Genomic DNA, 25,331 nt, shown 5'->3' with positions numbered 1-25,331 from the left:
ACTAATCTACATATTAAAAACATTTACTATGCAATCAAGTCCTTCTACTATCTAAAATCAATCATCACAATAAAATTAACAAATACTCACGGCAATTAAAATAATCTATAAAATATATTATAATTTAATAACAACCCTAACATCGCAATAAAATGTTTTTATTATTTACAATGTAAAACTACTTAGTATTACAGATGCTATATTTATCTATGATATACAATCATTGCTAACAGTATTACTGCGACAAATTTATATAAAACTTATAACACACAAAAACTAGAATTTACAAAGTACAGATATTATAAAATAATCAAAATGTTTTATAAAAAAATCACTTTTCCTTAAATAGATTCATTAAATCTACATTTTTTAGTTTATTATAATCAACTTTACTAAACTTATCCATTAAACTACTCATTTGATTAAACTGCTTTAGCAGCATATTAATTGTGTTAACCTGTACACCAGCACCTTTTGCAATCCTAGCTTTACGTGCACCATTCAATATTTTAGGATTTGCTCTTTCATTTTTCGTCATAGAATTAACAATTGCTATATACTGTTTCACTCTACTATCATCTGCAATTCCAGAAACTTGACGCTTAACATCAGATCCAAAATTAGGCATAAATTTTAAAATATTAGCAATGCCACCTAACTTATTCAAAGCTTTTAACTGCTGTACTAAATCATTTAAATCAAATTTTCCTTTTTGAGCTTTCTTTTGCATTTCATCTATAGCATGTTTACCTACAGCTTCTGTAGCTTTCTCTACTAAAGATACAACATCACCCATATTTAGTATCCTTTTAGCGATTCTATCTGGGTAAAAATCATCCAAATCACTTAATTTTTCTCCAGTAGCAATAAATTTAATTGGACTACCAATTGACATTTTCATAGATAATGCTGCACCACCTCTAGAATCGCCATCTACACGTGTTAAAATAACACCTGTAATACCTACACTATCATTAAAAGATTTAGCTACATTTACAGCATCTTGACCTATCATAGAATCAGCAACTAAAATTATTTCACTAGGACACGAAAAATCTTTAATAGCCTTCAATTCTTCCATCATTATTTGGTCAACATGGAGCCTCCCAGCTGTATCTAAAATTAGAACACTATGATTACCATGTTGAGCCGCTTCCATAGCCCTTTTTACTATATCAATAGGAGCTTGATTTTCAATAATGGGCAAGGTTTGCACATCTATTTGTTTCCCTAATATCTCTAACTGCTTTTGTGCTGCAGGACGATATAAATCCAATGATGCCATTATTACTTCCTTCTTCTTATTTTTAAGTTTTAATGCTAATTTAGCTGCAGTTGTAGTTTTACCAACACCTTGAAGCCCCACCATCATAATAACAGAAAAAGGTTTAGCAGAAATATTTAAATCCTGTTTTTCAGATCCCAATATTTCAATTAAACAATCTTGTATCTTTTTTATTATCATTTGAGTTGGCAATACACCTTTCACAGTAGTCTCGCCAACTATTTTTTCTTTAACATTACTTATAAAATCTTTAACAACAGACAAAGCAACATCAGCTTCAAGCAAAGCAATTTTTATTTCTTCCATTGTTGAATCAAAATCTTCAGAAGAAATAACATGTTTACTTTGCATCCTTTGGATTATATTAGTAAAACTACTAGTTAAAGATTCAAACATAAGTACACAACGACCATAACAATAACAAATAACATACTTAGAACTATCATAAACCCTAAAGGATTTACGCCTGCAATATCTAAAATTTCCTTGCTGCTTTTAGAGCATAATAACATTCTATTACTCAAAACATAGCTAAACATCGTAACAAGAATACTGAAAATGCACAATAAAAAATCACCTATAATGTGTATTATACGCATGAATAATACTCTATATACCCAATCTATATCCATATTAAAGTTCACTCTTCCATTAAAAGCTGAACGAAAAACAATAAAAAACAATATACTTCCAAATATTAATTCACATTGTAATATAACACTGCCTAAAATGTCAGAATCTAGATCATGAAATACATAATAACTACCAAATATTCCAAAAAATATACAAACTAACGTTAATATCAACATCGATAACTTAGATGCTATACAAACTTTTTGAATAACAGTATTTTCTTTAGATTTAGATACGAATACATACCAAAAAAATTTCATACCAACACTAATGAAGAGTAATATACTACATCCTAAAAATAACTTGCTTACCAACACATTTGTAGGATCAACATTATCTATATTATGTGTAATCAGCAATTTAGAAGCAAAACCACCAGTACCAGGTAAAGCTCCCATAGTAAATATAGCAACTGCAGAACATATTGCCTCCATTGGCATTTTTTTAAATAATCCACCAATTTCATTAATATTAAATTTCTGAGTACTATTTATTACAGACATAGCAACCATAAATAGCAAAGTCTGATAAACAATAGACAAAACTATCTGCAAAATAATTACACCATGCACATCGACATCACCACTATAAGAAAATCCTATAGCAGTAATAACTAACCCCATTTGTCCAACTAGATTATAACAAAGTAAACGTTTAATATTATTTTCCAACACTGAAAAAACAATTCCATAAATAGATGTTGCTATGCCCAAAAACAACAATATCTTTTCCCCTTGAAAAAAGAACAACAAAACAAATGCTGAAACTTTAGTAGTAAACACAGATAAAACTATAATATTATTATTCAACGCTAAAGAATAACTATCTGTCACCCAAGAAGATAAAGGAAAACATGCACAATTGATCAATAACCCTATTAGAAAACACAATCTACAGTAATCATCATAGCTGTGATGAACTACACTTAAAACTCCGCCAAACGATCCAATAAGTAATAAAACTCCAGCTAAAAAGTGAACACATGAGTAATGTATCACTGCTTTTTTATTACTTCCAATAGAGCCAGCAGCAATTATCATTAATGCACTTAATGACATAAATTCAAATGATATTACTAAAGATAATAAGCTTTTTGAAGAAATTGTGGCTATGCTACTTAAATAATATAAAAGATATAGAATTGTTTCATGCTTCTTTATATTCCAAATATATAAAAAAATTTGAGCAATAACAAAAGAAAACACATAAAATAATACTAGACTATAGTTATATTTACCAATCCCTGCATCATATAAATACAACTCTAATACAACAAATACAAAAGAAATTATCAATGCTATATTAGAACAGCGAGTAGTAAAATATTTAGTCATAATAACTCAAGTTATATAGTTTATTATTTATTTCAAGTTATATTATAATTAATACTAAGTAGTATTAAAAATGCTACTAAATATTAGAATGATAAAATACATTTTTATATTAAAACATTAATTTCAGAATACAAAAGAAATAACAATTTAATCCTTATTATTATACAGTTCAGAAATAATCATAAAAAACACAGTTTAACATCTACAAATCAATATCACTTCTATTGACAAGTATTAATTAAAGCGACCTAATATATTAATTATTGATTAGATTTAACAATATTGAATACTGCTCATGTCATCTATATAACTTCAAATTTGATTCTTCTAATGAAGTAATTTTACTGATGAAATGCTTTGTTTTTTAATTGACTATTAGTTTAATAAAAATATTATATTCAACCAAATTCTAAAAAGCATTAATATATAATTTCAAAATCATATAAATGCTTTAAATTTAAAATTATTTAATGATGAGAAAATCAGGATCTTACTTGAAATTCGCTAACCACTTTAAACCATGACTTCACAAATTAATAATCCTACTCACAAATCATTAAATAACCTGGTATATTTTTTAACGTAGTAATTATCATTTATGAAAAATTAAATAAGTAATTGATTGGTTTAAACTATAATAAAAGCTAATTAATCATACAAACTACTCTATAGTACAACCCACTTTTTTAACAATAAAGTTATCATTTACCACAATAAATGTAAATAAATCACATTTCACAACAATACCTAATAGCATTATTTACAAATTCAAATCATTTAAATCACTAAATTATTAAACATCAGAAAATTATAATTATATTCCCAAATTATTGGTTAAAAAAAACAACATTATATAAATAGTATTAACTATTATTTAGGTAACAATAAATTATTTGCTCTATTTCTAAATGCAGTAATTATTTTCTTATATGCATGATCACAAACCAGATTAAATGCAGATTGTAACATAGGAACTTTAAAAGCACAATTTATGTAAAATTTCACCAATGATTTATTTCCATCTATCGGAACAAAAGTCCACTGATTATGCAAAAACTTAAATAATCCTTCTATTGCTTCTACTTTTATCCATCCTTCCTCATTTAAAGTAGGTTCCTTAAATACAATATGAGAAGTATATTTACCACTTAGCCCTTTAAAACCAGCCAACAAATCTGCTACTATAACATTTTCTTTTCTAGCTTTCACATAAACTGCTTTACACCACGGAAGAAAATCCGGATACCTTTCAACATCTAATACTATGTTAAATAAATCAATAGCAGAAAAGTTTACTATTTCACTATCATTTAAGTTATATTCATTATTAGACATAGCAGAATTTTATTAGAAAAACAAGAAATCACAGGGAGAAACCGTCATTGCCGTCTATGCTCTGAATATCCTGAGACTTAAGCTAAGGTGGGCACCATTTATTAGTATCTATTAACTAACAGTGACAGCTCCCTAAAACAATCAATCGAGCTCGAGGAATTAACTTAACTTCAACGTACAATACAGAAACCCCCTACTTGAATCCTAGCATAATATAGTATACCTATCAACCGTATTATCCTTTACCACAATAGCAACAGATCTATTTTCCGTCTTTCTTATCAATTTCTTGATAATCAGAATCAACAACTTTAGAATCCTCTTCATTATTATTATTTGTTGCAGTGCTTTCAGTAGATGAAGTATTATTAGCATTACCGTATAAAGCTTCACCTAATTTCATTGAGACTTTCATTAAATGATCAACTTTTTGCTGTAAAATGTCTACACTCTCAGCATCACTATTAACAAGAGCATCTTTTACATCTCTAATAGCATTCTCAATTTCTAACCTATCAGAATTTGGAATTTTATCACCATATTCATTTAAAGATTTCTCTGTAGAGTGTACTAAATTTTCACCATTATTTTTCAGCTCAATAAATTTTTTGCGCTTTTCATCTTCTCCAGCTTTCTGCTCAGCCTCTTTTATCATCCTTTGAATCTCATCATCACTCAATCCTCCAGAAGATTGAATCTTAATAGCCTGTTCTTTACCTGAAGCTTTATCTTTTGCTGAAACATGTACTATACCATTAGCATCTATGTCAAAAGTAACTTCAATTTGAGGCATACCACGAGGAGCTGAAGGTATACCTTCTAAGCTAAATTGACCTAGCAATTTATTGTCAGCTGCCATTTTCCTCTCACCTTGATAAACCTTAATAGTTACAGCAGTTTGACCATCTTCCGCAGTTGAAAACACCTGAGATTTTTTTGTAGGAATTGTAGTGTTTCTTTCAATTAATGGAGTAAATACACCACCTAAAGTTTCTATACCTAAAGATAATGGTGTAACATCTAATAATAATACATCTCTTACATCACCAGCAAGAATACTTCCCTGTATAGCAGCACCTATCGCTACAACTTCATCTGGGTTAACACCCTTGTGAGGTTCCCTACCAAAAAATTCTTTTACTTTTTGTATTACTTTAGGAACTCTAGTCATACCACCAACTAATACAACTTCATCTATTTTATCTGCAGATATACCAGCATCTTTAAGGGCTTTCTTACATGGGTCAATAGTTCTTTGAATTAAGTCATCAACTAAATTTTCAAACTTAGCCCTAGTCAACTTTAAGCTTAAGTGCTTAGGTCCGGTACTATCACTAGAAATAAACGGTAAGTTTATATCAGTTTCCATACGATTAGATAACTCTATCTTTGCTTTCTCTGATGCTTCTTTAATTCTTTGCACTGCCATAGCATCATTATGCAAATCTATACCTGTAGTCTTTTTAAAATCATCCATCAAATAGTCCATTATTGCATGGTCAAAATCTTCACCACCAAGCATTGTGTCACCATTTGTTGCTTTTACTTCAAAAACACCGTCAGCAATCTCTAATATTGATACATCAAAAGTACCACCACCTAAATCATATACTGCTATTACTTTTTGTTTATCACTTTTGTTTAACCCATATGCTAACGCAGCAGCTGTAGGTTCATTAATTATTCTAATAACATCTAGCCCTGCTATTTTCCCAGCATCTTTTGTTGCTTGACGTTGTGCATCATTAAAATATGCTGGCACTGTGATTACAGCCTTCTCAACTTTATGTCCAAGATGTCTTTCTGCTGTTTCCTTCATTTTTTCTAAAACAAATGCACCAATCTGACTAGGTGAATATTCTTTGCCAAGCACTTTTATCCAAGCATCACCATTTTTAGCAGATACTACCTCATAAGATGATTTTATATCTTTTACATCTTGATATCTACGTCCTATAAGCCTTTTACTAGCATATATAGTATTCTTAGCATTCGTAGTAGCTTGACGTTTCGCTGGATCACCAACTAACCTTTCTGAATCAGTAAATGCAACTATTGAAGGTGTAGTTCTAGCACCTTCACTATTTTCAATGGCTTTCGCATCACCACCTTCCATCACTGCAACACAAGAATTTGTCGTACCTAAATCTATACCTATAACAGCCATAAATAGCCCCCTTACATAAAAATCAAAATTATAATCACAGATATAATAACCAAATCACAAGATTACAACCCCATTTAATACAAGTTCATAAATTTATGAGTTAAATACTTGAAAATATACGTGTTAACCACTTCTTTATCCACATACTTCCAGTAGAAGTCTTTTGCAGTTCTTCTTTTAATTTATTACATTCAGAAATTTTATAGTCAACAGTAAATATATTAACTACATCTTTATTTTGATTCGATATATCATCATTCTCAACATTAATATTAAAATCTGATATATTACTAGTATTCTGATTAACAGTTAATCTGACTGATACACTAAATTCTTCTTCAATCTCAGCAATATGTTGACGTTTATTGTTAAAAAAATATTCTACCATTTGTCCAGCAACAGAAATATTTATTAGCTTATTACGATTCTTATTAGCACAGTATCTAATATCACGTAATATATCACCAGAAGAAGATTCTAATGACCTCACTCTACCTACTCCGTTACAATGTGAACATTGCACTGTATTTGCTTCTAATATACTCTGCTTAACCCTTTGTCTTGATATCTCCATCAATCCAAATGTGCTGATATAACCAAATTGCACTTTTGCTTTATCATATCTAAAAGCTTCTTTAATTTCAGATTCTACTGACCTACAATATCTGTATTTCAACATATCAATAAAATCTATTACTATTAACCCGGACAACCCACGCAAATTAACTTGCCTAGCAATTTCCTTAACAGCCTCCATATTCGTTTTATAAGCTGTTTCTTCAATACTGTCTTCACCTGTCATTTTGCCAGAATTAACATCTATTGACACAAGTGCTTCTGTAGGAGTAATAACCATATAGCCACCAGAAGGTAAATTAACTACATTCCCATATAATTCACAAATTTGCGATTCAATTTTATAATAAGAAAAAATAGGCACACTGCCTTTATAAATCCTAAGACGCACTCTGTTTCTAAACATGAATTTAACACATTCTTTTGCTAATTCATATGCATAGCTACCAGATACAATTATATCTTGTGTATTTTCATCACAATAATCTCTTAATGTCCTCTTTATTATATCACCTTCAACATACAACAATGATGGCACAGTAATACTCACATAACTATTCTGTATACTTCGCCAAGTTGACTGCAAGTAAGATAGATCTTGTTCTATTTCTTTCTGGCTTTTATTAGATCCAGCAGTTCTAATAATCATCCCAGATTCTTTTGGTAGCTTTATTACATTCAGAAAATTTTTTAAAGTTTTCCTATCATCAGCATCTTCAATACGACGTGATATTCCACTGTTTTTACTACCAGAATTTGGCATAAATATACAATATCTACCAACTAAAGTAACAAAAGTTGAAAATGTAGCACCCTTATTTCCACGCTCTTCCTTGATGATTTGAGCCATCAATTTTTGCTCAAGTTTTATTACATCTTGTACCTTATACAATTTATAAAAAGGCAATTTAGATTTGTTATGACTACCTTTTGAATTATCTTTTTTCAATAATGTCAATTTTTCATTATAATCATTAACATCATCCTGATCTTTACTATCACATACAACAGAATCATCTACAGATTTTACATCATCATCATTTTTTATATCAGAATCTTCATATAGGATCTGATATAACTTTTCTTTTTCCTCTTCAGAAATATTATAATAATCTAATGATATCTCAGAAAAAGGCAAAAACCCGTGTTTATTTGCCCCATATTCAATAAAAACTGCTTGTAACGATGGTTCTATACGCTTCACTACAGCACAATATACATTACCTTTCAAACATTTCTTATCTTTTGATTCTTGATCAAATTCTACAACTTGCCCGTCACGTAATACTGCTACCCTAATTCCATCCTGATATACTGCATCAATTAATATCCTTTTATTATGACTTGACACTATACTTACACCTAAAACTCACTTAACTATAGCCTTTAATTATAACAATATAGACAAGATTTAAAAGATAAAAACACCTTATTATTTTTACAACAAAGAAACATTAATAAATAAAGTATTAAGTACTTGCTTATCTACGTATTTTTTCATCATCTACTGAAGAAAATGCTTTTTTTATTTTTACAACAATTGATAAACCAACTGCTAAAATCGCAACTCCTACAACAATAGCTGTCAACATCAAAACACTAGGCAAAGGATTAGTATACAATATTGCACTATCAGTTAAAATTGGAACAGTTCCATTACTAACATAACCCATAGAAATATAGAATAATAATACAGAAGTTTGAAATACATTCAACCCTATTAATTTTTTTACAAGATTTTTATCAGCAGCAGTAACATATAATCCTACAACCATTAATGTTATGGACACAAAGTAATTAAAATAACCAAAAATCATATACCGAAGTTAAAAACTCAAAATAAAACTACTAGCAAATCTATTCTTTATAAGAAGATACAAAGTTAAAAAAAATAATCAACATAGAACTACATACAGTCATACCTACACCAAGTTCTACAATAAATATTCCCAATTTCTGGCCTAATACTGGATCACTCATTAAAACAGAATAAGACAAAAATTCACCGCCAAGTAACATAGATACAATACCAGTACCTCCATATATTAAAATACCAACACCACAAATTAGCTTCACAATGTATGGTGATATTGCTTTAGAAGTTACATCTACCCCAAACAATATACCATGCAAAATCATTGCTGATGCAACAATAACACCAGCTTGAAAACCACCTCCGGGGCTATAATCACCATGAAATTGTACATACAATCCATATAAAATTATAATTGGCACCATTAAAATATATATTGTTCTCAAAACTGGATTTTTAAACATGATCATTATCCTTAGCAAGTAATAAAGAAATTCCTAAAGAAGCAGTAAATATTACAACAGTTTCTCCAAAGGTATCATACCCACGAAAACTTGCTAGAATTGCTGTTACTACATTAGGAATCCCAATGTTATAATAGGTATTTTTTAAATAATAAGATGCAACATGATTCTTTGCAAAAGAGTCAGCATCTCCAAAAACAGGTAAATCAGGTATTACATACATCAAACTTATAAACATTGCTAAAGCAATAATTAGAGGAAATATTTTTAGACTAAAATGCACTTCCCCTTCATTTTTACCAATTAACGACAACGCCATCAACATTAGTACAGTACTTATCCCTCCTCCTACTGCAGCTTCTGTAATTGCAACATCTGGAGCATCCATAATTAAATATAATAATGCCATTAAAAAACTAAACAAACACATCAATACTACATTAACAGTAAGATTTCTAAAAAACACTAAAGAGGATGACACAAACACCAAAAATAAAGATAAAACAATATTCATAATAAAATTAACATCACTCAGCATTATTTTTCCTTTTTTTATCTTTATGATAAGCAGAACTTGCCAATGCATAAGATGCAGTAGTACAAGTAACCCATAAAAAACAGATTAATAATAAGATTTTAATTGTAATAATTGAAAATTCTAATTGCATGGCTAATCCAATTAAAATCAATGTAGCTCCTAAAGAATCCGTTATACCTGCAGGATGTAATTTTGTGTAAAAATTAGGGAATCTTATTACACCTATTACAGAAGTAATTACTAAAAACATTCCTAATACTAAAATTATCATACTTAAATATTCTATCATTTCTTCATCTTTCTAAAAGAACCATGTAAAAAAAATCTCATAAATGCAATAGTAGAAATAAAGTTAATACATGCATATACTAAAGATACATCTATTAAAAACGAAAATGTATTATTTATAACTCCAATAACAACAATCAAAACAACAGAATACGTACCAAACAAATTTGCAGCAAGTATTTTATCATATATAGAATTACCAGTAACTACACATACCAGCATTGCCCCCATGCAAAATAATAACACACAACTTGTAAATACTAACATCGAATTAACAATAATAGTGATAAAATCAATATATACAAATATTAGCAATACACAAACATTTAAATTATAAAATTCAAATCACTAGCTCATTTTCTCAATAACTAATTCATAACAAATTGAGATTACAAATACATTATCGATGCTACTATAAAACATTAAACTTTAGTATATGAACATCACTTAACTTCAGGATTATGTAATATACTCACTCCTTCAACATGAAAAAACTCACATATTAAACACAAGATACTAATAAACAACACATACAAATATTCAAATACTTTAAATCTAAACAATTAGTAATAATGCACTTTATAAATTTAATACTAAGTTTTTAAAAAATTTTCTCAATGTTAATATAAACTGAACTAAAACTATTAAATTAACTACCAACATTTTCTTACATAAACTCTAAAGTAGAGAGAATATGCTGTCTTGTTATTCAAATAAAAATGTAATTTAAAAAAAGAAAATGACCAACTAAAAAACTTAAAACATTTTATACTTTCATTAAATACTTCATTAAATACTTACTGTACTCAAAGCATCATAAATTCTAAACACTTAATCCACAACACAATTTATTTAATCAATATTAATTTTTAATTTATCAAGTACCTTATTTACTAAATTCTCTGCAGTGATTCCAAAATGCTTATATAAATCCTTATATGGAGCAGATAATCCAAAATCATCTAAACCTACAAAAACTCCATCTTCTCCTATATATTTATGCCATCCAAACGAACTTGCAGCCTCTATAGCAGCTTTTATACTTTTATTATTTAACAAACTGAATATATATTTTTTATCTTGTTGAGCAAATAATTCCCAACAAGGAACAGATACTACCCTTGCATCTAATCCTTTACTTTTCAAAATATCAGCAGCTTTTAATGCTACTTCTACCTCAGATCCTGTTGCAAAGATCGTAACATCTAAATCTTTTTCACATTCACGTATAATATATGCACCTTTGCTAGACAAATTTTCCTCAACATATATACTACGAACACTCCCTACATTTTGCCTAGATAATATAAATATAGATGGAGAACCAGTTAATTTCAATGCAATTTCCCAACATTCTAATACTTCAACAGCATCAGCTGGTCTGAAAACATATAAATTAGGTATAGCTCTTAAAGATGATACATGTTCTACAGGTTGATGAGTTGGTCCATCTTCCCCTACTCCAATAGAGTCATGCGTCATAACATAAATAACATGTCTTTTCATTAATGCAGACAACCTAATAGCTGGCCTACAATAATCAGTAAAAACCAAAAATGTCCCACCATAAGGAATTACTCCACCATGCAATGCCATACCATTCATACATGCCGCCATAGCATGCTCTCTTATTCCATAATATAAATAAGAGCCATCAAAGTTATCCTTATTAATAACTGATGTAAATTGTGGTTTAGTATTATTAGACCCAGTAAGATCAGCAGAACCACCTATTAACTTACTTGTATTCTCCATTACAACTTCCAATACTCTACCAGAAGACTTACGTGTTGCTTCATTTAAATTCAAATTACATAGCTCTCTTTTTAATTTCTTTAAACTTAAAAACACTGAATCAGATACACCTTCTTTTATTACATCCATAAAACCTTGAGAAGTTTTATCATAACATTTACCAAGCCACGTGTTATATTCATTCTCCGACTTACTGGTAACACTTTTCCATAATTGTAAAATCTCTTCCGGCACATCAAATGGCTTATTACACCAGCCTAACTTCTCTTTCATCAAAATTACTTCTTCTTCTGAAAATGGCCAACTATGTGCAGCAGATGTATTTTCTTTTGAAGCAAGTCCTTTCCCAATAATTGTCTTACAACAAATTAAAGCAGGTTTACTAGACCCACGAGCATTTTCAATTGAAGATTCAATCTCATCAAAATCATGCCCATTTATCTCAAAAACATCCCAACCGTAAGATAAGAATCTAGTTTTAATATTATCTGAAACAGCTAAAGATGTAGCACCATCTATTGAAATACCATTATCATCAAACAACACTACCAATTTACTAATTTGCAAATGCCCTGCTAAAGATGCTGCTTCATGACTAATCCCCTCCATAAGACAACCATCTCCAACCATAACATATGTAACATGATCTACAAGTTCACTACCAAATCTTTTAGACAATACTTTTTCTGCTATAGCCATACCTACAGCACATGCTAAACCTTGCCCCAATGGACCAGTCGTAGCATCAATACCAGGAGTACAGCCATATTCTGGATGCCCAGGAGTTAAAGAATGAATTTGCCTAAACCTTTTTATCTCTTCTATATCTAAACACCCTAAGAAATATAATATAGAATACAACAACATAGATCCATGACCATTTGACAACACAAACCTATCCCTATTAAACCAATCTGGACATTTAGGATTAAACTTTAAAAATTTTGCAAACAATACTGTAGCAACATCTGCCATACCTAAAGGCATACCAGGATGTCCAGAAGCAGCATTTTGTATAGCATCTATTGATAATACTCTAATAGCATTAGCCATATTCGCCATATCATTATATCTGTTGCCCATATCCCTTCTCACTAATCAAACTAAAAACACATATTTAGCTAATACATATGAAATCTAAACATTTAGATATTTATCTGTTAGATAATTTTTATAGAAACTAACATTTAATTTCTGGCCTGTGATTTTCTTCAATAATTCTAGACTACTGTACCTTGTACCATAATCATATACATTTTTATTCATCCAAGAAATGAAAGATGAAAAATCCCCTTTTTCTACTTGTGATAAAATTTGAGAGTTATTATTCTTCATAAAATAAAAAATTTGAGAAGCAATAATAGCAGAAATCATACAACAAGGAAAATATCCAAAAATTCCACTTACCCAATAATCATCTTGTAAGAACCCTTCTAAATCATTTTTCGGTACAATATCAAAATAGTGCTTCATTCCCTGAAACCAAGCATCAGGTAAATCTTGTACCTGTAAAGAATCATTTATCATCTCCTTTTCTAAAGTATATCTCAACATAATATGACCTAATAAAGTCACTTCATCAGACTTATGCATAAACAAATTAGGTTGCACCTCATTAAAATACAACTGCATATTCTCATAATGTCCAACTTTACCTCTGAAAGAAAACCTTTTCTTTAAATTAGCAGACATATACTTTACACATTCCTTACTCATCATCAAGTGATTTGATGTTAATAAACCTAAAATTTCAAAAAAAATAACACTTACATTCCACACTACAGGCTGCTTAAGCCATTTCTCAGGCAGATTTAAATTATATAAAGCATAACCTATTTTCTTAAATAAAGTTCTTACTCCAATTCTATAATCACTTCTATCGTAATCAACCAAAAAAGACAGACATTCTGTCAATGAACACCTATTGTTGACATAATCCTGATTAGTAATACTAACATTGTCACCTGTAATACCAAAACATGACAAAATATCATACCCAAAAAGTATTTGCTTATCTTCACCAACATCTTTTGGATAATACACCTTACTATGTTTTTGCTTATCACTTATTCCAACAATAAACTGACGAAAAAAAGCTCCTACTTCAGTAAATATAGAATCTACTTTCCTAGTATTTAATCTACTATCTTGAAATCCCAAAATAATATCATACTTAGAAACTTTTAAATTCTCAGCTTTAATAGAAGCAATATCACTTACCAACCTTACAACATCAGACAGCAAAGCAATAACATCTTGTAGAGAAGCATTATCATTACGAAATAATAACCAAGAGTTCCTGCTTTTTACCTGTGCTTTATAAAGATCCAACTTTAATTCTAAAGGAATAGTAATACTATCCTTATGTATTAGTTCAATACGATTTAAGTTAGCAATTTCCAACTCATTTAACTTCGATTTATCAGCTAAACAATGTTGTATCATATCATTGACCATTTCATTACTGATGATCTCATGTTCAATTTCTTTAAGTGTGCAAACATGCTCTATTTTATCACCTAAATCATTTTTACTAGATTCTAAAACATTAATGGTAGAATTAATACTCCTAATCTTACCAAAAATTTGCTCTAAAAATTTATAATGTTTCATATGTATAATATTCCTTAGGTTAAATTCATCTAGTCAGTCAATCAAAAATTAATTCAAATAATATCAACGGATATGCAAGAACTTTTCTAAAACATGTACTAAGCACACAATGCACGATATATATACACCATATCAGGCAAAATATTAATAATAAAAATACCAACATCTAAAACTATCACACATTTCCAATAAATAGTTGACAATGCAATATATTAGCTCAACATAATACAAAATATCAATATTTCTTATCCAAAAAAACTTAAATAATTCCATAAGACAAAGTATTATAAAGAATTCTTCCACAAACAAGATATTAAATATTACTTAATATATTTACATAAATAATTAGAAATTAATATTCATAATTAGTAACTTACACGCAATACAGCCTATATTCTTATTTATCGATAAATTATAGATTTATCATAATTTATCAATGATAAATCTTGTTTATATATATAAAATCAATTATTTTTATGATATAAAAGAAGACAATCAAAAATAACAATTCATTAAAATGATATAATAAAATCCACATATATTCTGCAATTATATTCTTTAAATAACACACAAGGAAATTATTCCATAAATTTTGTAATGTAATTGCACTTTTATTTTTCTCTTGACTTAAGACAATTTTAAGCAATGATCATCATAATCTTGTTCTAATAACGATTGAGGCACTATGAAACACAAGTTGGTATTTATTAAGTTTATACTACTATGCTTAATCTTAAGTAGTTGCAAAACTACTGATCACGTTCCATTAGTGAATACTGATCACGTGTTTTCTAATATGAAAACCATTGAAAAAATATATTTTGATTTTGGAAAGGCAACAATAGGAGATTCCGATAAAGCAATACTTGAAAAAGTGATACAAAAAGCACAAAAAGATACTAACACTAATATTGTTATTGTCGGGCATACTGATACAAGAGGAACAGACGAATACAATTTAGAACTAGGGGAACAAAGGGCAAATGCAGTAAAAGACTTTATTATAGAGCATGATAAATCTTTAGAAAATAGAATTACTGTACAATCTAAAGGAAAATCTGAACCAGCAGTTTTAGTATATTCCAACAACCCAGAAGAAGCTGAACACGCTCATGCTAAAAACCGAAGAGTCGTTATCACACTCACTGATAACGGTAATAAAATGACTCAGTAAAAAAATATTTAAATAATTAATAAATATATTTCAATTAAATACTATATATATTACTTTCTACATGTGTTTCTCATGTAGAAAGTAACGTAAGGTAGTGCATTTATAGTAGCAAAACACCCTAAGTTTTACATGATGACTTAAATTATACCATTTTTATGACTATAAGTAATAAATAATTAGCATGTATACTTATTTTATACTATAATATTTAATAATTGTAAATCATATATGTTAATACACTTTGACTACTAAATAATTTGACACAATTTCTTTATTTTGTTAGTGTGACTTGGGATTTTATACAGAAAAACTATGGTAAATATAATAGTTATAGGTTTACAATGGGGTGATGAAGGAAAGGGAAAAGTAGTAGATTGGCTGTCTACTAATGCAGATGCTGTAGTCAGGTTTCAAGGAGGGAATAATGCAGGTCATACTATCGTAGTCAATGACAACGTATATAAGTTAAATCTACTTCCATCTTCTGTTTTACAAAACGATAAACTATCAATAATTGGAAACGGAGTAGTTTTAGATCCTTATGCTCTTATCTCTGAAATTGAGAACTTAAAAAGCAATGGGATCAACATCACTAGTCAAAATTTTATAATATCAGATTCTTGCCCTTTAGTATTAAGTGTACATAAACAAGCAGATATGTTATTTGAACAACTTAGGCAAGATACTATAGGAACTACAAACAAAGGAATTGGTCCATGTTATGCAGATAAAATTAGCAGAAGAGCTATTAGAGTATGTGATCTATTCGATCCAAAAGATTTACTATATAATAAAGTAAACCATCTTTTAAGCTACCACAATTTATTAAGAAAAAATCTTAATAATCCATTAATAGAAACACAAAGTATAGTTAATGAATTATTAAGTATTGCACCAAAAATTTTACCATTTGTTCAACCAGCATGGAAAGCAATACACAACTTAATAGAACAAAATAAGACCATAATTTTTGAAGGAGCACAAGGTACATTTCTAGATATTGACCATGGAACATATCCTTTTGTAACATCAAGTAATACTATAGCACAACAAGCATTTGTTGGATGTGGAATAAATCCATCTAATAAAACTCATATACTAGGGTTAGTAAAAGCTTATACAACACGAGTAGGTAATGGACCATTCTTTACTGAACAAAATAATAACATAGGTAAAACCATGTTTGAATCAGGCAAAGAATTAGGTACTGTAAGCAATAGACAAAGAAGGTGTGGATGGTTTGATGCAGTATTAGCACGACAAGCTGTTATACTGTCTGGTGTTTCAGGTCTAGTCATGACCAAACTTGATGTATTAGATCAATTTAGTGAAATAAAAATATGTGTTAAATATAAGTATGAGGATAAAATATACGATTACCTTCCTGCTTCACCTTATATACAAAGTAAACTAGAACCAGTATATGAGACACTACCTGGCTGGCAAATTAGTACATTTGGTAGTGTATCACACAAAGACCTCCCACAAAATGCGATATCATACATAAAAAAGATAGAAGAAATTTTAAAAGTTCCCATTCATTTAATTTCCACAGGTCCAGAAAGACATTCCATGATTACAATTAACAATGATTTCTTATATCAATAAATACAATTACCTAACTCTAAACCATAATTTACAACTTAATATAAACCCTACAGATAGAAGTCTGCATTACAGCAATAAATCAACAAGGTAACTGTTTACAAAAAATCTCATTCTAATTCTATGTATCATTAAACTGAAAAATTTAAATATACATAACAACAGAATATATACCAGAGGAAAATTTCATTATTAATAAAAATCTTATACAGCTTTGAATACAAGCAATAACAGAACTTATAAAAATTTACAATATCACAATCAAATGCCCATTAGAAATTTACCATACATTTTACTCTTATTAACACAATATATACTTTATACATTTTAATATCTTAGATAATTTATGTAGCATTTACATATCTACACTTTAATTTAGATATGTACATTAAATACTAATTTTGAAAATCTCTAATACAACATATACTTTACCTATTCTAATATTTTAATCTACTGATACAATTTTTAACGCTTCCACATGAATTTTTCTTTTTTTACTATTTAGATATGCAACTCAAACACTAATTTTAAATCGCTATTAAAACAGCATATATTCTGTAAATTTGAATGCTTTTAGATTACAGATATAATCTTAACCTCATATATCTTCTCTAAATTAGATGTTTATATACCAATTCACCTAACACAGAATATATTTCATATACTACCTTACATTTTAAGAATACCTATACAATTTCAAGATCTTCTTCTTTCTGTTCCAAACAATGCTAACACAGTATATACACTTCTCATGTTTTTTTAATACACTACTTTAACACTTTTTCATGTATTTTTATGCTGAACATTAGATATACATACATCAAATATCAACTTTGAATAATTCCAACATAACATACATTTAATGTCATTACTTCTAAAACTACTTATACAATCTTAACATCTTGCTATCTACATTTGATTAATTTTTATTATATCAAGTACTTGTTGTAAAATTAATACAGCTGCAATCTTATCATCAATTGCTTGAGATTCTTTTCTCTTAATGTTAGCCAATTTTGTAACTCTCGTAGCCATAGCAGTGCTGTATCTTTCATCATGTAAATAAACATTAACCTTATACTTCGCTATAATCCGATTTGCAAGTAGCACCACTTTTTGACATAATTCACTTTCTAGACCACTTAACTCAATTGGCCAACCCATAACTATTGCTCCTACATTGTTTTCTGCAAAAATATTGTATAAACTACCCAAATCTTTCCTAGTACTTCTCTTTACATATACACCATAAGGTATAGCTACTAAATTTGTTTTATCACTTAAAGTGATCCCTATCTTTTTCTCTCCAAAATCTAGACCCATTATCCTTTTCGTCTTATCTATTACTTTAACAAACTCATCAATATCTTTATATAGCATAACATTTCCAGGAAGAAATACTCACTCTGAAGTTTTTTATCACATATATTGTCTTTTACAAGTTTCAATACTTTAACTATTCATCACAACCATTGGCTATCAACAGCATATTATAAAATACATTTGATATGTTTACCTTAACTTTAGGTTGTTTACGTATACCACTCAAAAACACAGTTTATTTATCAAACTTTACATACATCAGATAACATTTTCTAAACCTTAACTCATTAAAAATTGGCTATACATCTCATTCTATAAATTTCTCTATGATTACTGACAAGATAAACATTCATTATAATCGAAATTCGTTATTTGCTTATATTGTTCTACTGATTTTTCTAATGCACCATGTGATACTTTATCTGCACGCTGTATTGACTTCGATCTGCAATAATACAAACTTTTCAATCCCTTTTTCCAAGCAAGAAAATGTATTTTATGCAAATATCGTTTATGAATATTAGGAGGAAGAAAAATATTTACAGATTGTGCCTGACATATATATTTCGACCTATCACTAGTGTGCTCTATTATCCATCTTTGATCAAGCTCATATGCAGTCTTAAATACTAATTTCTCCTCTTCAGTTAAAAAATCTAAATGTTGCACTGAACCTTCATTAGTTGAAATAGAAGACCACACTTGTTCATTATCTTTACCTTTTAGCATAAGTAACTTCTGCAAGAATTTATTCCGTACAATAAAAGAACCAGTTAAAGTTTTATGTGTAAAAACATTTGCCGCATATGGTTCAATTCCAGGAGAAGTATTGCCAGCAATAATAGAAATTGATGCAGTAGGAGCAATTGACAATTTATTTACAAACCTCTCTACAATACCAGCATCTTGCGCATCAGGACATGAGCCTTTTTCCATAGCAATATTATAAGATGCAATATCAGCATGCCGTTTTATATGAGAAAATATCCTTTTATTCCATATCATAGCAGTTACAGATTCAAACGGTATCATTTTACTCTGTAAAAATGAATGAAACCCCATAACACCAACTCCTATGCTACGCTCACGCATTGCAGAATACCTTGCTCTCTCCATGTCATCAGGTGCTTTCTTTATAAAATCAGTCAATACATTATCAAGAAATCTCATTACATCTTCAATAAACAATGAATTGTCTTCCCATTTTTCATAGTATTCAAGATTTAATGACGCAAGACAACATATTGCAGTACGAGATTTATTTAAATGATCATACCCAGTAGTCAGAGTTATTTCAGTACATAAATTGGACATTTTGATGTTTAGATTAAGCTTTTTATAAATTTCAGGTTTATTTTGCTCAACTTGATCAATAAATAATATATAAGGTTCTCCTGTTTCAACTCTTGTAGTCAAAATTTTTATCCATATATCACGTGCTTTCACAGTAAAAATTACTGATTGATCCTTAGGACTTACTAAATCCCACGGTTCATCGTTCTCCACACATCTCATGAATTTATCTGACAATACAACACCATGATGTATATTTAATGCTTTTCTATTAGGATCACCACCTGTCGGTTTTCTTAAGTCTAAAAATTCTTCAATTTCTGGATGCCACACAGGTAAGTATACAGCAGAGCTACCACGACGTAACGAGCCTTGACTAATTGCTAAAGTTAAAGCATTTTGGACTACAATAAATGGTATGATACCAGAAGTCTTACCACTACCACGTACTTTTTCACCTATAGAACGTAAATTTCCCCAATAACTTCCTATTCCACCACCTTTAGACGCCAACCATACATTTTCATTCCATAAATTAACAATACCTCTTAAACTATCCTCTGTCTCATTTAAAAAACATGAAACTGGCAATCCCCTATTTGTACCACCATTACTTAATATAGGAGTAGCAGGCATAAACCATAACTGACTCATATAATCGTATAACCTTTGTGCATGCTCTGGATTGTCTGAATAATACTCAGAAATTCTGACAAATAACTGCTGATAATCTTCATTTTCAAGTAAATACCTATCAGATAATACAGCCTTACCAAAAGATGTAAGATTATTATCTCTTTCATAATCAACAATTATTTTTCTCATAATTTCTACCATTTTTTCATCATTCAAAACTACATACTATAAAAATACATACATATTGTATGTATTTACTATATAAAACACAATATATAGAAATGCAAAACATCTTGCAAAAACTTTATACTACATGCAACTCTATAATATGGATTTACAACTATAAGATTAACACAAGAAATACACTTATTCGGGAAGCACACCCTCATTTAAGAGTGTAAAAAAAATGAAAGATAAACGTGACTCCCACGGGAGTCGAACCCGCGTTACCACCGTGAAAGGGTGGTGTCCTGGACCACTAGACGAAGGAGTCATATCAGCTGATTATAAAATTGAACACCAGCATAGTCAAACATTATTCTGTAATTTAATTTATCATGTAAATAAAAATATTAAAATATAATTATTACATAAAGTATTTATTAAAATAAATGATCAAAACTATTAAAAAATAGAGTATAGATTATATTAAATTAACTAGTAAAGGGCTTAAACTACAATAATTTATAAATTTTTTCTAACAACTATAAATTACATTGCACATTATTTTATAGTCTCTATAATCTTCAGAATGAAACAACGCTTAGAGGAAATTTTGTCCTGTAATATATCAGAGTTAATGAAACACCACAGTAGCTTACTCATTAAAAAGCTAGAGGATATTCTACCAGAAAATAATCAAGATATATTAATGACATCTATGAGATACTCTATACTTTCCACTGGCAAGCACATACGTCCTTTTCTTGTTAATGCCACAGCTCAAATGTTTGGTGTTAATGTAGACAGAACTCTACCTGTTAGTGCAGCTGTAGAAATTATACATGTCTACTCATTAATACATGATGACCTACCAGGAATGGATAATGAAGAAATACGTCGTGGACAAGCAAGTTCTCATAAAAAATTCAATGAAGCAGTTGCAATATTAACTGGTGATGCATTATTAACTCTAGCATTTGAAATATTATCAACAATTGATGAATCATCACTCATACGCTGCCGCATAATAAAAACTTTAGCTCGTGCTATAGGATACCAAGGCATGATACAAGGGCAAATACTTGATACAGAAACTATAGCAAAAGACATGCATGAAATACAAAACATACATATATTAAAGACAGCGCAGTTTTTTTCTGCAATATGTGAATTAGGAGGAATACTAGGTAATGCATCAAATACCCAATTAAATGCTCTTGCAAATTATGGGTTAAACATTGGACATGCTTTTCAAATAAAGGACGATATTGCTGATACAGATCAAGACAAATCCAAAAACAATATCCTTAACATAACAAACAACAAAGATGCTAAAAACTATGCTAGTAATCTAATAGATAAATCAATTGAACATTTAACTATTTTTTCACATAAGGCAGATATTCTACAAAGTTTAGCAGGTCTTATAAGAAATTTATAAAAAACATGAAAAAAATACTTTATAGATTATTATATCTCTGTCTCATTATAATATCTTTAGCATTTATAGGAAATGTATTACAAATTCTATACACAAAAGCAATGCTTAATAAACAAGATACTAATAACCCTACAAAAGCATATAAAGTTAATACTAATAACTCTCTGACACATATTATAGGATATGAATTATTAAAACCAATAATTGAAGCACGTATTGACTATTACATTAAAAAAAATGGATTGGTTGACTATTTAGAAAATATTAAACATAAAATCATAAAGCCAGATTTATTCAAAGTACATGATATCGCAGAAGGAAATGGTAAAAAAGTACTCTGTGGGCAAAACATTTCTGCAGTAGTATATAAATTCTCATACAACACAGATAGTAAAAATATCATTTCTCAAACTCTAACAAACATTCCACAAGAAGTAACATTCAACTTAGGAGAAAGTATTATAAAAGAACTCAATTATACAATAGAAGGGATGGAAGAAGAAGGTCAACGTATTATTATATTAACAGATGAACAAAATAACTTGAAAGAACAATACTACGTCAAACTAACATACATTAATTCATCATATCCAGATGAAATCAATGACATGTTGATTTTTAATAATATCATTGAAGATTACAAAGGTACAGTTAACAAAATACGCTGTGGAGATAGTGTAAAAGTGAGATATAATATACGTGAATCAAATGGAAAAATAATATTAGAAAATCAAGAATTAAAAGTAGACATTGGCAAAAATAAAGTTCCTCTTGCAATAGAATTAGGGCTTATCAACATGAGATCAGATATGACACGATCCATCATAGCCTCACCAAAGCTCTTTACCAATTTTGAGAAACCTGAACATTTTGATGAAAATAACATTAAAATAATTGATATAAGTATTATTGAATGATACTTTCTAAAATACATTAATGTAAAACACGTCTGAAAATATGATTAAGGTTGTAAATTTACCTTACTATCGAAAGTTGCTTATATATAAATTTTAATCTGTCATACAGCACAGTAATATTACATTTCTTTCTTCATAACTTTCTTCATGACACAGTATCAACAAAATAACACCGCACAGTATACTTATTAATCTTAATGAATACATATAATAGCTACCAAACATGAACCACTATTTAAACTATGAAGTTTTATAGATAATAGATTAGTAAAATCTAAATAAAACTATACTGATAATTAATCCAAGATTTATTATATCCAACAATGCTAAATATATGAAACAACAAGCATAAAACTTAGGTACCTAGAAATTTCATTGTTACAAGTTTTCAAACTATAATTAATAACATAAATTTTTATATAAGGTATATACACTCCTAAAAATTTCACACATTTACATATATATCTTGTACTAATTAATTATCTCAACAATCGAAGAACTATTACTAAAGTTTCCATTAAGCAATAATATCACCTCTTCTATTAAAGATGGAGTTAACAAATAACCATGTCGATACAAACCATTAATTCTTATCAAATTACCTTGAACATATATTTTAGGTAAATTATCAGCAAATGCCGCCCTGCAATTACTCGACATATTTATAATTCTTGCTTCAGCAAAACCCTTATGTACTGAATAAGCTGCTGACAATAATTCTAATACGGACTGCACTGAAACTTCAGACATATCTGAACTTTCTATTTCAGTAGCTCCAACAACAAACTGAGAATCTCTTCTAGGCACTATATATATACTGTATCTAGGGTGTACCATTCTAATTGGTCTATTTAAACTAACTTGTGGAGCATATAATAACAATACTTCACCTCTAACTCCTCTTAAATTAGGCAAATCATCTTTTGCACCTATACCTCTACAATCAAACACAAAGTCAAATTTAAATTTTTTATTTCCTACAACAACAACTCTACTAACAATCTCGTTAACAACAGCATGTTCATACCAAACAACACTGTAATGTTCTAAAGTACAAGTTGTATTATAAAACAGTTGTGAAGTATCAATTTGTCCCTCTCCTGGCAAATACAATCCATAAGGAAACAAGAGATTAGGTTCAAGTACTTTTAACTTATTTTCATCTATTATTTGTAAATCATTAAGACTGCACTTTCTTTTTATAAACATCATCATTCTTTCAAGATCTGATATGTCATTTCTATGAGCTACTATTAGACTACCAAGCATCTTAAAAGAAGTATCACCTAATATACTGTTGAGAATTCCTGGCCATAAATTTAATGACTTTACACCTAAGTCAAAAATAGTTTGCTCCATTTTTTCTGATTCCGAATATAAAGCAAGCATACCTGCAGCAATAACACCACAACTTTTTCTGTCATTCTTACCAAATTTATCAAATAAAGTAACCTGCCAACCTTCACGTAACAACCTTAATGCTAATAACCTACCTACTAACCCTGCACCTACAATTCCTGCTTTTTTATTCATGATAAACAATTACTTAAATAAACATTTTTTAACACAAATATCATATTCATAGCAAAATAATATGACAATTCAACATTCACAATCTTACTTATTCAAACATTAAAACATTACATAAAAAACTACATTACTTTATCAAGTATCACATACATCAGCTTTTACTGTTTTAAATCATAAGTCTTCTTATACTGATTTAAATAAAAAATATTAATATATTAGACTACAATATATTACACGAACTATATATTATATGACAAAAAATTTACCTGTAACTCAAATACTCGTCTTATCTACATCATCACTTAATATTAACGTAACTCATATTACACAGCATACAATACATCTAGTACAACTAGCTGACACTATATTGTTCCAATACTAATTAATAAGACACTCATTTTTTAATTAATCTTTTTTTCAGAAGCATTGCTAATATTATCACCACATCA

Annotated in this window: 19 protein-coding genes and 1 tRNA gene; 4 read left to right on the top strand and 16 right to left on the bottom strand. The window is 29.1% G+C overall.

All coding sequences use genetic code 11. The features are described 5' to 3' along the window. Positions 1-331: 331 nt before the first annotated feature. The 12 genes from ffh to DRF75_RS00270 all read right to left on the bottom strand — a co-directional run bounded on the left by ffh (position 332) and on the right by DRF75_RS00270 (position 14,801). Entirely contained in the window at positions 332-1,681 is a 1,350-nt protein-coding gene (ffh, locus tag DRF75_RS00325; protein ID WP_129992466.1) for a signal recognition particle protein, read from the bottom strand. Further along, on the bottom strand, positions 1,666-3,252 hold the full coding sequence (locus DRF75_RS00320) for a proton-conducting transporter transmembrane domain-containing protein (RefSeq protein ID WP_052453681.1): 1,587 nt from the start codon (positions 3,250-3,252) through the stop codon (positions 1,666-1,668). Before DRF75_RS00320 ends, ffh begins: the two co-directional genes overlap by 16 nt. An 870-nt stretch (positions 3,253-4,122) precedes the next feature. After that, positions 4,123-4,587: a type II toxin-antitoxin system RatA family toxin gene (locus tag DRF75_RS00315; protein ID WP_045171282.1), complete on the bottom strand. Its 465-nt coding sequence runs from the start codon at positions 4,585-4,587 to the stop codon at positions 4,123-4,125. Positions 4,588-4,849: 262 nt separating this feature from the next. Further along, complete coding sequence (dnaK, locus tag DRF75_RS00310; RefSeq protein WP_045171283.1) at positions 4,850-6,754, bottom strand: molecular chaperone DnaK; 1,905 nt, start codon at positions 6,752-6,754, stop codon at positions 4,850-4,852. A 100-nt stretch (positions 6,755-6,854) separates the two neighbouring features. Beyond that, the gene (locus tag DRF75_RS00305) at positions 6,855-8,684 is read right to left on the bottom strand and encodes an Rne/Rng family ribonuclease (protein ID WP_045171284.1); all 1,830 of its coding nucleotides are present in this window, start codon (positions 8,682-8,684) and stop codon (positions 6,855-6,857) included. A gap of 127 nt (positions 8,685-8,811) precedes the next feature. After that, positions 8,812-9,147 carry a cation:proton antiporter subunit C gene (locus DRF75_RS00300; RefSeq protein WP_045171285.1) on the bottom strand — a complete coding sequence of 112 codons (336 nt, stop codon included), beginning with the start codon at positions 9,145-9,147 and terminating at the stop codon, positions 8,812-8,814. Positions 9,148-9,187: 40 nt separating this feature from the next. Continuing rightward, the gene (locus tag DRF75_RS00295) at positions 9,188-9,607 is read right to left on the bottom strand and encodes a Na(+)/H(+) antiporter subunit B (RefSeq protein ID WP_045171286.1); all 420 of its coding nucleotides are present in this window, start codon (positions 9,605-9,607) and stop codon (positions 9,188-9,190) included. After that, positions 9,600-10,145 carry a DUF4040 domain-containing protein gene (locus DRF75_RS00290; protein WP_045171287.1) on the bottom strand — a complete coding sequence of 182 codons (546 nt, stop codon included), beginning with the start codon at positions 10,143-10,145 and terminating at the stop codon, positions 9,600-9,602. The genes DRF75_RS00295 and DRF75_RS00290 overlap by 8 nt, the downstream gene beginning before the upstream one ends. Next, complete coding sequence (mnhG, locus tag DRF75_RS00285) at positions 10,135-10,434, bottom strand: monovalent cation/H(+) antiporter subunit G (protein WP_045171288.1); 300 nt, start codon at positions 10,432-10,434, stop codon at positions 10,135-10,137. Before mnhG ends, DRF75_RS00290 begins: the two co-directional genes overlap by 11 nt. Further along, positions 10,431-10,664: a monovalent cation/H+ antiporter complex subunit F gene (locus tag DRF75_RS00280; RefSeq protein WP_235424729.1), complete on the bottom strand. Its 234-nt coding sequence runs from the start codon at positions 10,662-10,664 to the stop codon at positions 10,431-10,433. Before DRF75_RS00280 ends, mnhG begins: the two co-directional genes overlap by 4 nt. 621 nt (positions 10,665-11,285) lie before the next feature. Beyond that, the gene (gene tkt, locus DRF75_RS00275; RefSeq protein WP_045171290.1) at positions 11,286-13,271 is read right to left on the bottom strand and encodes a transketolase; all 1,986 of its coding nucleotides are present in this window, start codon (positions 13,269-13,271) and stop codon (positions 11,286-11,288) included. 54 nt (positions 13,272-13,325) lie between these two features. After that, positions 13,326-14,801, bottom strand: a complete 1,476-nt coding sequence (locus DRF75_RS00270; RefSeq protein ID WP_045171291.1) for a gluzincin family metallopeptidase — start codon at positions 14,799-14,801, stop codon at positions 13,326-13,328. A gap of 796 nt (positions 14,802-15,597) precedes the next feature. Here DRF75_RS00270 and DRF75_RS00265 point away from each other — a divergent pair. Beyond that, positions 15,598-15,975, top strand: coding sequence for an OmpA family protein (locus DRF75_RS00265; RefSeq protein ID WP_240729873.1), 378 nt, complete (start codon positions 15,598-15,600; stop codon positions 15,973-15,975). A gap of 312 nt (positions 15,976-16,287) precedes the next feature. After that, positions 16,288-17,583, top strand: a complete 1,296-nt coding sequence (locus DRF75_RS00260; protein ID WP_045171293.1) for an adenylosuccinate synthase — start codon at positions 16,288-16,290, stop codon at positions 17,581-17,583. Between the two features lie 906 nt (positions 17,584-18,489). On the opposite strand, the gene ruvX is transcribed toward DRF75_RS00260, so the two are convergent. The 3 genes from ruvX to DRF75_RS00245 form a co-directional block, all read right to left on the bottom strand. Continuing rightward, positions 18,490-18,960 carry a Holliday junction resolvase RuvX gene (gene ruvX / locus DRF75_RS00255; protein ID WP_045171294.1) on the bottom strand — a complete coding sequence of 157 codons (471 nt, stop codon included), beginning with the start codon at positions 18,958-18,960 and terminating at the stop codon, positions 18,490-18,492. 273 nt (positions 18,961-19,233) lie between these two features. Continuing rightward, on the bottom strand, positions 19,234-21,033 hold the full coding sequence (locus DRF75_RS00250) for a ribonucleoside-diphosphate reductase subunit alpha (RefSeq protein ID WP_082020012.1): 1,800 nt from the start codon (positions 21,031-21,033) through the stop codon (positions 19,234-19,236). A gap of 219 nt (positions 21,034-21,252) precedes the next feature. Continuing rightward, a tRNA-Glu gene (locus tag DRF75_RS00245) sits at positions 21,253-21,325 on the bottom strand. 258 nt (positions 21,326-21,583) lie between these two features. On the opposite strand from DRF75_RS00245, the gene DRF75_RS00240 reads away from it, so the two are divergent. Together DRF75_RS00240 and DRF75_RS00235 are read left to right on the top strand one after the other, a co-directional pair. Next, on the top strand, positions 21,584-22,435 hold the full coding sequence (locus tag DRF75_RS00240; RefSeq protein ID WP_235424730.1) for a polyprenyl synthetase family protein: 852 nt from the start codon (positions 21,584-21,586) through the stop codon (positions 22,433-22,435). A 5-nt stretch (positions 22,436-22,440) separates the two neighbouring features. Next, positions 22,441-23,352 carry an FKBP-type peptidyl-prolyl cis-trans isomerase gene (locus DRF75_RS00235; RefSeq protein ID WP_045171296.1) on the top strand — a complete coding sequence of 304 codons (912 nt, stop codon included), beginning with the start codon at positions 22,441-22,443 and terminating at the stop codon, positions 23,350-23,352. A 471-nt stretch (positions 23,353-23,823) separates the two neighbouring features. On the opposite strand, the gene DRF75_RS00230 is transcribed toward DRF75_RS00235, so the two are convergent. Further along, positions 23,824-24,885, bottom strand: a complete 1,062-nt coding sequence (locus DRF75_RS00230; RefSeq protein ID WP_045171297.1) for an FAD-dependent oxidoreductase — start codon at positions 24,883-24,885, stop codon at positions 23,824-23,826. Positions 24,886-25,331 lie beyond the last annotated feature (446 nt).

The sequence above is a fragment of the Ehrlichia minasensis genome (assembly GCF_004181775.1).
Lineage (GTDB): Bacteria > Pseudomonadota > Alphaproteobacteria > Rickettsiales > Anaplasmataceae > Ehrlichia > Ehrlichia minasensis.
This window is presented reverse-complemented; position numbering and strand designations above follow the sequence as displayed.

Coding starts and splice junctions, on each gene's coding strand:
- ffh (WP_129992466.1), bottom strand. CDS start 1,681: ATGTTTGAATCTTTAACTAGTAGTTTTACTAATATAATCCAAAGGATG.
- DRF75_RS00320 (WP_052453681.1), bottom strand. CDS start 3,252: ATGACTAAATATTTTACTACTCGCTGTTCTAATATAGCATTGATAATT.
- DRF75_RS00315 (WP_045171282.1), bottom strand. CDS start 4,587: ATGTCTAATAATGAATATAACTTAAATGATAGTGAAATAGTAAACTTT.
- dnaK (WP_045171283.1), bottom strand. CDS start 6,754: ATGGCTGTTATAGGTATAGATTTAGGTACGACAAATTCTTGTGTTGCA.
- DRF75_RS00300 (WP_045171285.1), bottom strand. CDS start 9,147: ATGATTTTTGGTTATTTTAATTACTTTGTGTCCATAACATTAATGGTT.
- DRF75_RS00295 (WP_045171286.1), bottom strand. CDS start 9,607: ATGTTTAAAAATCCAGTTTTGAGAACAATATATATTTTAATGGTGCCA.
- DRF75_RS00290 (WP_045171287.1), bottom strand. CDS start 10,145: ATGCTGAGTGATGTTAATTTTATTATGAATATTGTTTTATCTTTATTT.
- mnhG (WP_045171288.1), bottom strand. CDS start 10,434: ATGATAGAATATTTAAGTATGATAATTTTAGTATTAGGAATGTTTTTA.
- DRF75_RS00280 (WP_235424729.1), bottom strand. CDS start 10,664: ATGGGGGCAATGCTGGTATGTGTAGTTACTGGTAATTCTATATATGAT.
- tkt (WP_045171290.1), bottom strand. CDS start 13,271: ATGGGCAACAGATATAATGATATGGCGAATATGGCTAATGCTATTAGA.
- DRF75_RS00270 (WP_045171291.1), bottom strand. CDS start 14,801: ATGAAACATTATAAATTTTTAGAGCAAATTTTTGGTAAGATTAGGAGT.
- DRF75_RS00265 (WP_240729873.1), top strand. CDS start 15,598: ATGAAAACCATTGAAAAAATATATTTTGATTTTGGAAAGGCAACAATA.
- DRF75_RS00260 (WP_045171293.1), top strand. CDS start 16,288: ATGGTAAATATAATAGTTATAGGTTTACAATGGGGTGATGAAGGAAAG.
- ruvX (WP_045171294.1), bottom strand. CDS start 18,960: ATGCTATATAAAGATATTGATGAGTTTGTTAAAGTAATAGATAAGACG.
- DRF75_RS00250 (WP_082020012.1), bottom strand. CDS start 21,033: ATGGTAGAAATTATGAGAAAAATAATTGTTGATTATGAAAGAGATAAT.
- DRF75_RS00240 (WP_235424730.1), top strand. CDS start 21,584: ATGAAACAACGCTTAGAGGAAATTTTGTCCTGTAATATATCAGAGTTA.
- DRF75_RS00235 (WP_045171296.1), top strand. CDS start 22,441: ATGAAAAAAATACTTTATAGATTATTATATCTCTGTCTCATTATAATA.
- DRF75_RS00230 (WP_045171297.1), bottom strand. CDS start 24,885: ATGAATAAAAAAGCAGGAATTGTAGGTGCAGGGTTAGTAGGTAGGTTA.